This is a genomic window from Solwaraspora sp. WMMD406 (assembly GCF_029626025.1).
GTDB lineage: Bacteria > Actinomycetota > Actinomycetes > Mycobacteriales > Micromonosporaceae > Micromonospora_E.
On the sequence record NZ_JARUBF010000001.1, the window covers coordinates 3,949,422 to 3,961,696 of the forward strand.

Sequence of the window (12,275 nt, forward strand, 5' to 3'; positions counted from 1 at the left end):
CCCAGGGAGGGAACATGTCCACCGACCACGCTCAGGTCGCGGTCGTCACCGGGGCCAACAAGGGCATCGGCCGGGAGATCACCCGGCAACTCGCCCAGCGCGGCCTCGTCGTCTATCTTGGCGCCCGCGACGAGCAACGCGGTCGCGCCGCCGAGCGCGATCTGCGCGCCGAGGGCCACGACGTGCGGTTCCTGCAGCTGGACGTCACCGACGCCGAATCGGTCTCCCGGGCGGCCAAGCGCCTGGACAGCGAGGTAGGCACGGTGCGCGTGCTGGTCAACAACGCCGGAATCGGCGGACCGATGCATCCGCCCAGCCAGACTCCGGCCGACCAGGTGCGCACGGTCTACGAGACGAACGTATTCGGCGTCATCACGGTGACCAACGCGCTACTCCCGCTGCTGCGCCGGTCTGGGTCGGCCCGCATCGTCAACGTCAGCAGCGTGGTCGGCTCACTGACAGCTGCCGCTGAGAACGTCGATCCATCGGGCGTGCACCCGCCTGGCGCGTTTCCCACCATGCTTTCCTACGCGACATCCAAGTCAGCGCTCAACGCGGTCACACTGACGTACGCCAACGAGCTCCGCGGCACCGGCATCCTGGTCAACGCCGCGTCCCCCGGTTTCGTGGCCACGGACATCAATTTCCACCACGGGGTACTCACCGTCGAGGAGGGTGCCCGCGTCCCGGTGCTGCTGGCTACGCTGCCCGACAACGGGCCTACCGGCACGTTCCTCGGCGAGAACGGCACCGCCGAGGGCCAGGTGTTGCCGTGGTGAATGCGCGCCGCGCCGCGCTGCTGTTCGTCCTGTCGGGAAACATGCTGCTCGATGCCATTGAGGTCTCGGTGGTGCTGATCGCCTTGCCTACGATCGCGTCCCGGCTCGGACTGTCACCGTGGCAGGCGCAGTGGCTGATGAGCGGCTTCGCGCTCGGCTTCGCCGCCCTGCTGGTGGCCGGGCCACGGCTGTCCGCGCGGCTCGGCCGCCGGCGGACGTACCTGGGCGCCATGGTGGTGTTCGGCCTCGCGTCGCTGGCTGCGGGCGTGGTCGGCGGGCTCGCGGCCCTCGTCGCCATCCGCGTTGTCAAGGGCGCGTGCGCGGCCCTCACCGCGCCGGCCGGCCTCGCTATCATCAACGACGCGTTTCCTGAGGGACCGCGTCGGCGCCGTGCCGTGTCGGTCTACGCGTTCTCCGGCGCGACGGGCTTCACCGCAGGCCTGCTGTTCGCCGGGCTGGTGGCCGCCGACCACTGGCGCTGGACCTTCATGTTTCCCGCGCCGGTGGCGCTCGTTCTGCTGGCGTACGGGTTCTATGCCCTGCCTCCCGACCTCGACGACGAGGGACCACGCCTGCCACGCCCGCTGGTGCGTCACCGCCCACTGGTACGCGCGGCGCTGGTAGCGGCGTCGCTCAACGGCGACTATCAGAGTCTGCTCGTCCTCATGACCTTCCAGGCGCAAGATGTACTCGGCTGGTCGCCGTGGCTGACGGCGCTGGCACTGCTGCCCGCGTGTGTCCCACTCGTCGTCGCGGTGCCGTTCGCAGGTCGGCTCATCGCACGGTACGGCACCGGGCGACTCGTCGCACTCGGCGCCGTGCTGCCGTTGCTGGGCTACCTGTACTACCTCGCCGCGCCGCACGGGAGACCGTACGCGCTGGGCATGCTGCCGGCGATCTTGCTGGTCGAAGCGGGTTTCTGCTGCGCGTTCGCGGCGCTGAACGTGCAAGCCACGCTCTCGGTCCCGGCCACTGACCGAGGCCCGGCGGTGTCGCTGTACCAGACCTGCGTGCAGCTCGGCGCGGGCCTGCTGCTCCCACTGACCGTCGGCCTCAACGAAATCCACGGCCCACGTGCGGCACTCGCGCTCATCGTGACCGTAGCGGCCGCCGGTTTGGCTGCCGCCATTACCGGCCTGCCGGTCCGGCAGGCCCGACTCACCTGATCCCACCCCGTCCCACCAAGGAGGTTGCGCCATGGCACACGACGCATCAGTCAACCCGGGCCCCATCATGGGCATCGCTATCGGGTACTGGCAGTCGAAGATCTTGCTGGCCGCAGTCGAGCACGACATTTTCACCACACTGTCCGGTCGATCGGCGACGTCGGCCGAACTGGCCACAGAGCTGGGTCTCGTCCCGATCGGCACCAACGACCTTCTGGTGGGCCTGAGTCATCTCGGCCTGCTGGAGATGCGAAATGGACGATTCGCCAACGCGCCCGTCGCCGACGCGTTCCTCGTCCGAGGCCGTCCCGCCTACCTGGGCGGTTACCTGCGCTTTTGCGATCAGGAGCTGAACCCGGCATGGGACGGGCTGGCCACGGCCCTGCGTACCGGTCAACCGCAGAACAGGGCCGCCGTGGTGGGCAACCCGTACGACAGCCTGTACCGCGATGCCGACGCGACGGGTGACTTCCTGGACAGCATGGACCTGCTCGCCACCCCGATCGGGCTCGCGCTGAGCCGCTTCGACTGGAGCCCGTACGCCTCCTTCGTCGACATCGGTGGCGCGCGCGGCCATTTCGCCCATCAGGTCGTCACGGCGAACCCGCACCTCAAGGGTGCGGTGTTCGATCTGCCTCCGCTGCAGCCGGCGTTCGAGCAGCACATGGCGCGTCTCGGCGGTGTCGGCCCGTCGATCACCTTCCACGGCGGCGACTTCTTCCAAGATCCGCTGCCCGAGGCGGATGTGCTCGTCTTCGGCCACGTGCTGCACAACTGGGGCGTCGAGGACCGCATCCGTCTGCTGCGCAACGCCTACGACGTGCTCAAGCCAGGTGGTGCGGTGTTCGTCTACGACCCGATGGCTGGTGGGCAGGCCCCGGCGATGCACGCGGTCCTGGCCGGCCTGGCGATGCTCGTCTGGTCCCGCGGCGGCCACGAGTACTCGGTGTCTGACCTGCACGGCTGGATGAAGGAAGCCGGCTTCCGGCCCGAGACCGCCGAGGTGCCGGATCTGAACGACGACGTCCTGGTCATCGGTCACAAGGACCGCTGACCCCGCCCACACCTGAGGAGCCGAGGATGCCCATCGCCAGCAATGTCCGCCCGACCATCGACCGTGACGACGTCGCCGTCGCGCTGGTGGAGGAGGTTATCACCGACGAGCAGACCCACCAGGAAGCCATCACGGCCATCATCAAGCACTGGGAGACCGCGCCGTGGCCGGCAGGCCTGGTAGCCCAGTCACTGTTCGTCGGCACCGACGGTGGATCCCTGCTGACGTACGCGCAGTGGCGCGACCATGACGCGCTTGCGGTCGCCATGCGAGGACCGGGCGGTGCCCAGCGGTTCGACTGGCGCGGCGTGGGTGTGGCGTCCGGCGAGCCGCGCGCCTACGAGTTGTACCGCCGGGTGCAGCCCGCCGTGCTGCCCGATCCGGTTCCCCCGGTCGGTTGCTATCCAGCGGCGTACTTCGTCATGGACAGCGCCGACGCGGCTCGCAAGTGGATCGACGGCTTGCTCAACAGCGAGGAGGAGACCGAGGGCAAGGACCGAGCCTACCCCGGCGCGCTGGCCGCGAACTTCCACGTGGCCTCCGATGGCAGCGGCATCTTCCTGTTGTCCGAGTGGGCCTCGGAAGCCGAGGCGGTCGCGCACATCGATGAGGTGATCATCCCGCTGCTGGAGTACATGGGTCAGGCACAGGCCGGCCCGGGGCGCCGGTATGCGTTCCTCGCGTCGGCCGCCGCCTGAGGCGGTCTTCTGTGACAAGCTGGGGAGGATAGTTCGTTCTCCGAAATGAAGGGCAGAACATTGTCTGCACAGGACGTCGTCTTCGGATTCGGCGCGCACAGCAGCATCAGCGACGGTCCGGAGCTGCTGCGCATGACCGAGCAGGCCGACCGTGACGGGCTCGACCTGTTCTCGCTGTCGGACCACCCCTACATCGGCGAGCGGCTGGATGCCTACGCCACTGTGGGGTACATCCTGGGGCGTACGCAGCGGCTGGCGGGCTTCGCCAACGTGACGAACCTGCCCACCCGGCCGCCGGCCATGCTGGCCCGCGCGGTGACGGCACTGTCGTCGCTGTCGGGCGGCCGTGTCGTGCTCGGCATGGGCGCGGGCGGCCTATGGGACCGCATCGCCGACATGGGGGTGCCCCGCCTGACGCCCGGGGCGGCAGTGGATGCATTCGAAGAGGCGATCGTACTGGTGAAAAAGCTTTGCGGCGGTGGCGCTCCGGTCACCTTCCAGGGCCGGTACTACCAGGTCAACAACTTGGCGCCGGCACCCGTACCCGCGCCGCCGATATGGACCGGTTCGGTCGGTGCCAAGTCGCTGGCCGCCACGGGCCGGGTTGCCGACGGCTGGATCCCCGGACATGCGGCGGACTGGCTGAGCCCGCGCTATCGCGAGTCGCGGCCCGTCATCGACGCGGCAGCCGCAGCGGCGGGCCGCGACACGCGGGCCGTCCGCACGGTGTTCAACTTCCCCGGCCACATCACCGCCCGGCCACTGGCTGCCACCCGCGAGCCGGGCACCGGCCGCTGGGTCGGCGGCTCGGTCGAGCAGTGGATCGAGGAGCTGACCGGCGCGGTCGTGGAGCACGGGGCCGGCGGTTTCATGCTCTTCTCACCTGCTGGCGGCACGACGGACCTCGTCTCCCTGGGCCGCTGGGCCAACGAGATCGTTCCGGCCGTCCGCGAGGCGGTCACCAAGGAAACGCACCGCATCTGACGAAGAAGGGTCAACCATGGGCAGGCTGCAGAACAGAACAGCGCTGGTCACCGGCGCCAGCCGGGGCATCGGACGCGGCATCGCGCAGCGGCTGGCCGCAGACGGGGCCGTGGTCGCCGTGAACTACGCGACGAACGAGGCCGCGGCCAAGGAGACCGTAGCGATTATCGAGGAGGCTGGTGGCCGGGCCTTCGCCGTGCCGTCACAGCTGGGCAGGCCCGGTGCGGTAACGGAGCTGCTGACCAGGGTCGAGGCGGGCCTCGTCGAGCTCACCGGTGAGAAGAGGCTCGACATTCTGGTGAACAACGCGGCGGCCACCGGCTTTGCCGGCGCGGGCCCCGACGCGGTCACCGAGGAGATCATCGACAACTGTTACAACGTCAACGCGAAGGCACCGTTCTTCCTGATCCAGCAGGCGTTGCGGCTCATCCCGGACGGTGGACGCATCATCAACGTCTCCTCCGGCGTGACGCACTCGACCTTTCCTAGACAGATCGCGTACGCGATGAGCAAGGCCGCCCTTGAGCAGATCACCCTGCACATGGCCCCGGTCCTGGCGCCGCGCCGGATCACCATCAACACGGTCGCCCCCGGTGTGACGAACAACGGTGACCCGGTCTTCAGCGATCCCGAGGCCGTCAAGCACATGTCGGCCCTGTCGGTCTTCAACCGTGTGGGTGAGGTCGACGACGTGGCCGACATCGTCGCCTTCGTCGCGTCCGACGACGCGCGCTGGATGACCGGCGCCTTCGTTGACGCGACGGGCGGCACGCTGCTGAGCTGAGGAGGACAACGATGTCCGAGACCATCCTGTCGGCGGTGGGCTTCGCGCACGCTCGGCCGGAGAAGGCCGCCGAGCTGGGTGCCCTCCTCGTCTCGTTCGCCGAGCGTTCGCGTGGCGAGCAGGGCTGCCTGCAGAGCAGGATCCACCAGGACCTGACCGACCCCAACCAGTTCGTCTTCTACGAGATGTGGGCTTCCCAGGAGGACCTCACTCGTCATCTCGACCAGCCGTACATGACGGAGTTCCTAGCCAGCCGCATGGATTACCTGGTGAAGGATCTCGTCGTGCGACAGCTCGGTCTGGTCAGCTCCGGGCCCGTCGTCGCGGAGCCCACCGACCCGGTGGAGATGAACCAGCGCTACCTGGACGCGTACAACGCCCGCGACATCGAGGCCGTCATGGCCGTGTACGCGCCCGGCGCCGCTGCCGTCTGGCAACCAGGCAAGGCGGTCAGCGGCCCGGAGCACCGGGCTGCAGTCGCCGATTTCCTGAAGCTCGACCCGAAACTCTCGGCCGAGGTGCGCGAGAGCTACGTCGCCGGAGACACAGCGGCACTGGTCGTCGACTGGAGCATCGAGGTCCCGGGAGCGCCGGAGATGACGGGCACCGGCCGAGGCCTCGACGTTCTGCGCCGCGACGCCCGGGGCGAGTGGCGTTACGTGATCACCAACCCGTTCGGGAGTCGGTAAATGAAGATCAAGGACAGCGTCGCGGTCGTCACCGGTGGTGCCAGCGGCATGGGAAAGGCCTTGGCCGAGAAGCTGCGGGACGCCGGGGCACGGGGGATCGTCGTGGCCGATCTCGACGTCGAGGGCGCCGCGCGAGTCGCTTCCTCGCTCGGCGCCATCGGCCTGGCTGTCCACGCGGACGTCGCCGAAGAGTCGTCGGTCCGTGAGCTCGTGGCACGCGCGCGGGAGCGGTTCGGATCAATTGATCTGTTCGTGTCGAACGCGGGCCTCACCGTTACCGGGGGCTTCGAGGCACCTGATGAGGATTGGCGGCGGGCCATCGACGTGAACCTGATGGCACACGTGTACGCCGCGCGGGCGGTCGTGCCGGCGATGCTGGAGGCGGGCCACGGCCACCTCCTACAGAACATCGCCGCCGCCGGCGTACTGACCGCGTTCGGGGCCGGGCCCTACACGGTGGCCAAGCATGGCGCCGTGGCGTTCGCCGAGTACCTCGCCGTGCAGTACGGCGGCCGTGGCTTGGGCGTCTCATGTCTGCTCCCACAAGCCGTGAACACCCCGATGTTGGCGGCCAGCGTTGCCGATCACGAGGAGCTGGCGGTCCTGCGGTCGTTCTCCAACGTGCTGGAGCCCGAGGAGGTCGCCGAGATCGCTCTCGCCGGCGTCGAGGCCAACCAACTGCACATCTACCCGCATCCGGAGGCTGCCGACTCGTTCCGTCTCCGAGCTCAGGATCCCGACAAATGGGTGACCGAGATGCGGGCCATGCTGTCGCGCCGAGGCGACTGACCCGCCCTCACCCAGGCCATGATCGCTCGATGTCCAGGGAAGGAACTCCATGTCCGAGGAACTGCGGCTGACCGTGATAATCGGCTCGGCGCGCGAGGGTCGGTCAGGACCGGCCGTCGCGCGTTGGTTCGTCGACGAGGCCAGAGCCTTCGGCTTGTTCGATGTCGACGTGCTCGACCTAGCCGATGTCGAGCTTCCCCTGTCAATGACTCAGCACCCGGCCCCGCAGGACGCTCAGGTGCTGGCCGATGTAGCGGGGCGGCTGACATCGGCCGACGCGTTCGTTGTGATCACACCGGAGTACAACCACAGCTTCACCGCTCCGCTGAAGAATCTGATCGACTGGCACCGTACGCAGTGGCAGGCCAAGCCGGTGGCCTTTGTGTCCTACGGTGGGCTGTCCGGTGGCCTCCGGGCGGTGGAACAGCTGCGCCAGGTGTTCGCGGAGCTGCACGCTGCCACGATCCGTGACACCGTTAGTTTCCACGCGGTATGGGAGCAGTTCGGCCCGGACGGCAACTTACGCACCTCCGACGCCGCTACTCCCGCCAAGGTGATGCTGGAGAAGCTCATCTGGTGGGCCGCCGCGCTCAAGGACGCTCGTGCCTTGCGTCCCTACTCGGCCTGATGCTCTGGACCAGGAGGATCGACATGAGTGCCATCAGGATAGACGACGGCTACCTGACGCTGTTCAACATGTTCTACACCAACAGCGGCGAGGACCAGGACAAATTGTTCGACCAGTGGCGCGGCCTGCCGCCCGCGAACGTGCAAAAGGGCCTCATCGCCGGCAACTTCCACCGTGGCCTCGACGGTCGATCCGTGGTCAACTACGCGCAGTGGGAAAGTCTCGCTGACTACGAGGCATTCCTGGCCGAGGCGGGCACCCGCAGCCGGCTCGGCCAAGCGCTCGCCTTCTCCCACATGGAGAGCATTCCGACCGAGGTGGTCCACACCTGGGACCCCGCTCCGGAACTGACGATCGACAAGCCGTGGTTCACCGTCGTGATCATCGTCAGGGCGGCACCGGAACACCAGGCGACGGTGCTCGCCGAAATGACCAACGATCCGCCGGAACTGGGGGACACACCGGGGTACGTCTCGCACGCCGTGCATCGCGGGCTCGCTGGCGAGCACGTCATCAAATATGCCCAGTGGGCCGACGAGGAGAGCTTCCGTTCGTTCTTGAGTCGTCCTCAGCAGGAGCAGCACTCCTCGCCTGCCGTCGAAACCACCGTGGAGCTGCACTTCACCCGACTGGAGTACATCCGGGAGCGCTCATGACCGTGGTGGGGAACTGGCCGGACCCCGACGCGCTCACAGCTGCGGCGGAGCGGGCGGGCGCCGAGGCGGCGAGCGCGGACGCCACCGGCTGCATCGGCGCGGACGTGGTCGAGGCCCTGACGGCAGCGGGCTTCCCGACGTGCTTCGTGCCACGTCGTTGGGGTGGCGCCGAGCTGTCCCTCGATGCGGTGACGCGAGCGGTGGCGCTGGTAGGCGAGCAGAACGCATCGGCTGCCTGGATCGCATCGCTACTGGCCTATAACGGACGATTCGGTGCCTACCTGCCAATCGACGGCCAAAAGGAGATCTGGGCCGAAGGTCCTGAGACCCGGCTGGTCAGCTCCATGGTGGCGGCGGGCGTCACGGCGGAGCAGGTGCACGGCGGCTGGTCGTTGCGCGGAAGGTGGCTCTACGTCAGCGGGGTCGAGTTCGCCGACTGGGCTCTGGTCAGTTCAGCACCGCCGCGCGAGGGAGACCGATCGATCCTCGTGTTCGCCGTGCACCGCGACGCGTTCACCCACGAGCGGTCGTGGTCGTCCATAGGCATGCATGGCACCGGCAGCCATACCCTTGTCGTGGACGAGGTTTTCGTGCCGGAGTACCGTACGTTCGTCTGGGACGACATGCGTCAGGGCGTCGTCCCCCTGCCCGCCACCCACGCCCAGGCCGCTCCGCTGTTCTCGGTGAACGGGCTGACGTTCGCCGCGCCGATTCTCGGCGCGGCGCGCTACGCACTGCGCCTGGCCCATCAGCACCTCTCTGCGGCGGTGAGCGGGGCACGCGCGGCGTCGCGGCAGTCCAGCCGCGTCGCCTTCACCCGGGCAGCCGGCGAAATCGATGCGGCGGAGCTGCTGCTCGCACGGGTCGCGGCGACCGCCGACGCCGGACCTGCACGTGACGGCTTGGCCGAACGTAGCCACCGAGACGCCACACTGGCGGTGGAACTGCTCGTCGAGGCGGTGGACCGGCTGTTCCGGGTCACGGGAACCCGTGGACAGGCAGCCTCGCACGGGATGCAGCGCGTCTGGCGTGACGTTCACGCGGCGGCGTCGCATGCCGCGCTCCAGTTCGAGCCAGCGGCCCTCGCCTACACGCGGGCGCTCCTGAACGAGTGACACATGGTCCGCGAAGCCCTTGGTGGGATAGGGACGCGGCCGCTCCAGCACGATCGCCGGCCCGTCGGTGTGCGCGTTCGTGGCCCGGTCGAGTCGTGGAAGTCGCTGTCCGAGATTCGGCTACGCACCTTGGTGATCACGATGATCATCGCTGCGACCACTACTCACGGTCATAGTGACCTTGGTCGGCCATCTACGAACGGAAGGCGTGCGGATGTACGCTGGTGAGGTGGTCAAACAGGAAGGTCAGATCGGGCTCGTGACCGCCTTGGTACGAACCACGTTCCTCGTTAACGCCGTCTATGCCGATTCGGCCCGGGAGTATGGGCTGACGCCGCAGCAGGGGCAGCTACTCTGCGTGCTCATGGTGCAGCCTTATGGCATGGGTGAGTTGAGCGCGGTGCTGGGGCTGGCCAAGTCGAGCCTGACTGGCCTGGTGGACCGCACCGAGCGCAACGGACTCGTCCGGCGCAAACAGGACCCACAGGACACGCGCGGCGTACGGGTCGCGCTCACGGCCGAGGGCAGGCGCCTCGCGGAGGAGTTCTACACCGAGACCTGCCGGCGCATCGACAAGCTACCGCTCGGATTGAGCACAAAGGAACGCGACGAGCTGAGTGCCTTGTTGAGTCGCGTCGTCACCGACAACGAGGTTCCGGTCGTCTTCGTGGAAACGGAGGAGGGCGCGATCCGCAAAGCCTAGGGCCGTGTGTCGTCGGCGCCCGGTGGTGTGGTACGGCAGACGATGATCATGCCGCCCACCACGGAGAAGGCACCGAACGGGCGGGTCGGTCTGCAGATCGGCCTTCCGACCTGACCGCCGCGACCTGTGCCTCCATCGACTGCACGACCAACAGTGCAACCTCGCCGTGGACGAGTTCGCTGATCAGACGCCTGTCGCGTCCAACCGCACGCACCTCAGACACGGGACCCAAGGTCCTGATGCGACCTTAGGCTTGCAGTTCGTGATACGAACTAATATAGTTCGTGCTACGAACTCGACATCTGAGGAGCGTGAAGTCATGAGTCGTGCCGTCGTGGTAATCGGCGGAGGTTATGGGGGCTCGGCGGTCGCCAAGGCGCTGGACGCCGACGCGGATGTCGTTCTCGTCGACCCCCGGGACGCGTTCGTCAACGCTGCGGGGTCGCTGCGGGCGCTGACCCAGCCCGAATGGGCCCCCAACATGTTCTTCTCCTTCGACACGCTGCTCAAGCGAGGCCGAGTAATCCGCGACCGAGCGGCCTCGGTCGACCCGCAGGGCGTTACGCTCGCTTCGGGTGAGCGGATCGATGCGGACTACATCGTGTTGGCCACGGGTTCGAGCTACGCCTATCCGGCTAAGCCCAACGACAGCTCGACGCTTACCGTCGAGGCGCTCAACGATCTGCGCGAGTCCCACAAGGAACTGCTCAACGCCGATCGAGTGCTGATTCTCGGTGCCGGTCCGGTTGGCCTGGAGCTGGGCGGCGAAATCAAGGAGGTTTGGCCAAACAAGCAGGTGACGATCGTCGATCCGGCCGAACAACTTCTGCCGGGTTTCCTGCCTGAGGTCCGCGAGGACCTGCACCGCCAGCTCGACGGGCTCGGCATCGAGGTTCGGCTGGGCACCGGCCTTACCGCGCAGCCGTCGACTCCGCCCGGCCGCGCCGGCACCTGCACCGTCACCACGACCGCCGGCGACGAGATCGTCGCCGACATCTGGTTCCGCGCCTTCGGCGTGCGGGTGAACAGCGAATGCCTCGCTGACGGCAAACTCGTAGGCCGTGATGGACAGGGCGCGGTTCCCGTGACCGAGCACCTCAACGTCGAGGGTTACGCGCACGTCTACGCGCTCGGTGACGTAACGAACCTGGCGGAGGCCAAGATGGCCGGCTACGCGATGCAGCACGCCGAGGTCGTGGCGAAGAACATCATCGCCCAGCTTAACGGCGAGCAGCCGTCGGCGACGTACACGCCCGCGCCGGATCCGATGATTTTGCTCCCGCTCGGCCCTCGTGGCGGCGTCGGACAGCTGCCGATGCCCGAGACCACCCCGGTTGGCTCGGACATCGTCTCGCAGTACAAGGGCGCAGACCTCTTCACCGGCAGGTTCGCGGAACAGTTCCGGGCCGATTGACGGAACTCCGTCCGGCGCCAACAGCCGTAGTACCCGACTCCGTAGGTGCTATGGCTGTTGGCGCCAGCGGTCATTTGGAGACTTCACAGATTTCCACCCCCTTCGGTCCGGGTCGCGGGTGCGCGATGCCGCACCCCTGCAGGCCGCCGGCGCTGGTCGTACTGGGTAACCTTCACTGCGACTAGGATCGCGGGCTGCTGGTAACGGTCGACCACACCAGATCCCGGCCGGTGGTCGAATCCGTACCACACTCACACGAGCCCTCCGGTCGTTGCGGAGCGGGGTGACGCTCACCCGGTTAGATCGTCGTCCGAGTCCTTTCCGCTGCTCCGTTCACGTGCTGTCGCCGCCGTGCAGGCGGTCCAACTCTTCGAGGTACATCGTCTGCATGCGGTCGTAGTGCCGGACCAGCAGTCCGAGTTCCTCGACGCTGTAGCCCTCGACGAGCAGCTGCGTCCGTTGGGCGAACCGCTCGTACGGTCGCTCCAGGTCGGCGATCCGCTCCGGCCGCAGGGTGACGATCACCCGCCGTCGGTCCGCAGGGTCGCGTTCGGCGTGCACGTAGCCGGCCTGTTGCAGCCGGCGGAGCATGCTGGTAACCGCCCCGGTGGTGAGGTTGGTGCGCTCGGCGACCTGCCCGGCGGTGGCGGATCCGACGTCCGCCAGGTAGTCCAGGCATTCCAGGTCGCTCACGGTGAGCCCCAGCTGCTCGGCGATGGCGTACCGGAACATCATGGACAGCCGCGATGTTTCCCGCCCGGCGCGCATCAGGTCGGCGATCGCGGAGGCACGGGCCGGCTCGTGGGACATGCCGGT

General features: G+C 67.8%; 14 protein-coding genes. 13 read left to right on the top strand and 1 reads right to left on the bottom strand.

All coding sequences use genetic code 11. The annotated features are described in order from the left end of the window. Nucleotides 1-14 precede the first annotated feature (14 nt). The 13 genes from O7632_RS17360 to O7632_RS17420 all read left to right on the top strand — a co-directional run bounded on the left by O7632_RS17360 (nt 15) and on the right by O7632_RS17420 (nt 11,459). On the top strand, nt 15-779 hold the full coding sequence (locus O7632_RS17360) for an SDR family oxidoreductase (RefSeq protein WP_278115629.1): 765 nt from the start codon (nt 15-17) through the stop codon (nt 777-779). After that, a complete protein-coding gene (locus O7632_RS17365; protein WP_278115630.1) occupies nt 773-1,945 on the top strand; it encodes an MFS transporter in 1,173 nt (390 codons plus the stop codon). Before O7632_RS17360 ends, O7632_RS17365 begins: the two co-directional genes overlap by 7 nt. A 31-nt stretch (nt 1,946-1,976) precedes the next feature. Continuing rightward, nucleotides 1,977-2,999 (top strand): methyltransferase, encoded by a 1,023-nt coding sequence (locus tag O7632_RS17370; RefSeq protein WP_278115632.1) that lies wholly within the window; start codon nt 1,977-1,979, stop codon nt 2,997-2,999. Between the two features lie 26 nt (nt 3,000-3,025). Next, the gene (locus tag O7632_RS17375; protein WP_278115633.1) at nt 3,026-3,697 is read left to right on the top strand and encodes a hypothetical protein; all 672 of its coding nucleotides are present in this window, start codon (nt 3,026-3,028) and stop codon (nt 3,695-3,697) included. A gap of 45 nt (nt 3,698-3,742) precedes the next feature. Further along, nucleotides 3,743-4,681 (top strand): LLM class flavin-dependent oxidoreductase, encoded by a 939-nt coding sequence (locus O7632_RS17380; protein WP_278115635.1) that lies wholly within the window; start codon nt 3,743-3,745, stop codon nt 4,679-4,681. A 16-nt stretch (nt 4,682-4,697) separates the two neighbouring features. After that, a complete protein-coding gene (locus O7632_RS17385) occupies nt 4,698-5,465 on the top strand; it encodes an SDR family oxidoreductase (protein ID WP_278115637.1) in 768 nt (255 codons plus the stop codon). A gap of 11 nt (nt 5,466-5,476) precedes the next feature. Then, complete coding sequence (locus O7632_RS17390) at nt 5,477-6,154, top strand: antibiotic biosynthesis monooxygenase (RefSeq protein WP_278115638.1); 678 nt, start codon at nt 5,477-5,479, stop codon at nt 6,152-6,154. After that, entirely contained in the window at nt 6,155-6,943 is a 789-nt protein-coding gene (locus tag O7632_RS17395; RefSeq protein WP_278115640.1) for an SDR family oxidoreductase, read from the top strand. Between the two features lie 49 nt (nt 6,944-6,992). Continuing rightward, nucleotides 6,993-7,571, top strand: a complete 579-nt coding sequence (locus O7632_RS17400) for an NAD(P)H-dependent oxidoreductase (RefSeq protein ID WP_278115641.1) — start codon at nt 6,993-6,995, stop codon at nt 7,569-7,571. Nucleotides 7,572-7,594: 23 nt separating this feature from the next. Continuing rightward, on the top strand, nt 7,595-8,227 hold the full coding sequence (locus O7632_RS17405; RefSeq protein ID WP_278115643.1) for an antibiotic biosynthesis monooxygenase family protein: 633 nt from the start codon (nt 7,595-7,597) through the stop codon (nt 8,225-8,227). Beyond that, nucleotides 8,224-9,342, top strand: coding sequence for an acyl-CoA dehydrogenase family protein (locus tag O7632_RS17410; protein WP_278115644.1), 1,119 nt, complete (start codon nt 8,224-8,226; stop codon nt 9,340-9,342). Before O7632_RS17405 ends, O7632_RS17410 begins: the two co-directional genes overlap by 4 nt. A gap of 229 nt (nt 9,343-9,571) precedes the next feature. Further along, the gene (locus O7632_RS17415) at nt 9,572-10,045 is read left to right on the top strand and encodes a MarR family transcriptional regulator (RefSeq protein ID WP_278115646.1); all 474 of its coding nucleotides are present in this window, start codon (nt 9,572-9,574) and stop codon (nt 10,043-10,045) included. A gap of 319 nt (nt 10,046-10,364) precedes the next feature. Beyond that, nucleotides 10,365-11,459, top strand: a complete 1,095-nt coding sequence (locus O7632_RS17420) for an FAD-dependent oxidoreductase (protein ID WP_278115649.1) — start codon at nt 10,365-10,367, stop codon at nt 11,457-11,459. A 333-nt stretch (nt 11,460-11,792) separates the two neighbouring features. Here O7632_RS17420 and O7632_RS17425 read toward each other — a convergent pair whose 3' ends face one another. Next, the gene (locus tag O7632_RS17425; protein WP_278115650.1) at nt 11,793-12,269 is read right to left on the bottom strand and encodes a MarR family transcriptional regulator; all 477 of its coding nucleotides are present in this window, start codon (nt 12,267-12,269) and stop codon (nt 11,793-11,795) included. Nucleotides 12,270-12,275: the final 6 nt, after the last annotated feature.

Excerpts from the sequence above, each read along its gene's own strand:
- O7632_RS17420 (WP_278115649.1), top strand. The coding sequence starts at position 10,365 with ATGAGTCGTGCCGTCGTGGTAATCGGCGGAGGTTATGGGGGCTCGGCG.
- O7632_RS17390 (WP_278115638.1), top strand. The coding sequence starts at position 5,477 with ATGTCCGAGACCATCCTGTCGGCGGTGGGCTTCGCGCACGCTCGGCCG.
- O7632_RS17395 (WP_278115640.1), top strand. The coding sequence starts at position 6,155 with ATGAAGATCAAGGACAGCGTCGCGGTCGTCACCGGTGGTGCCAGCGGC.
- O7632_RS17380 (WP_278115635.1), top strand. The coding sequence starts at position 3,743 with ATGAAGGGCAGAACATTGTCTGCACAGGACGTCGTCTTCGGATTCGGC.
- O7632_RS17410 (WP_278115644.1), top strand. The coding sequence starts at position 8,224 with ATGACCGTGGTGGGGAACTGGCCGGACCCCGACGCGCTCACAGCTGCG.
- O7632_RS17360 (WP_278115629.1), top strand. The coding sequence starts at position 15 with ATGTCCACCGACCACGCTCAGGTCGCGGTCGTCACCGGGGCCAACAAG.
- O7632_RS17375 (WP_278115633.1), top strand. The coding sequence starts at position 3,026 with ATGCCCATCGCCAGCAATGTCCGCCCGACCATCGACCGTGACGACGTC.
- O7632_RS17400 (WP_278115641.1), top strand. The coding sequence starts at position 6,993 with ATGTCCGAGGAACTGCGGCTGACCGTGATAATCGGCTCGGCGCGCGAG.
- O7632_RS17370 (WP_278115632.1), top strand. The coding sequence starts at position 1,977 with ATGGCACACGACGCATCAGTCAACCCGGGCCCCATCATGGGCATCGCT.
- O7632_RS17405 (WP_278115643.1), top strand. The coding sequence starts at position 7,595 with ATGAGTGCCATCAGGATAGACGACGGCTACCTGACGCTGTTCAACATG.
- O7632_RS17425 (WP_278115650.1), bottom strand. The coding sequence starts at position 12,269 with ATGTCCCACGAGCCGGCCCGTGCCTCCGCGATCGCCGACCTGATGCGC.
- O7632_RS17385 (WP_278115637.1), top strand. The coding sequence starts at position 4,698 with ATGGGCAGGCTGCAGAACAGAACAGCGCTGGTCACCGGCGCCAGCCGG.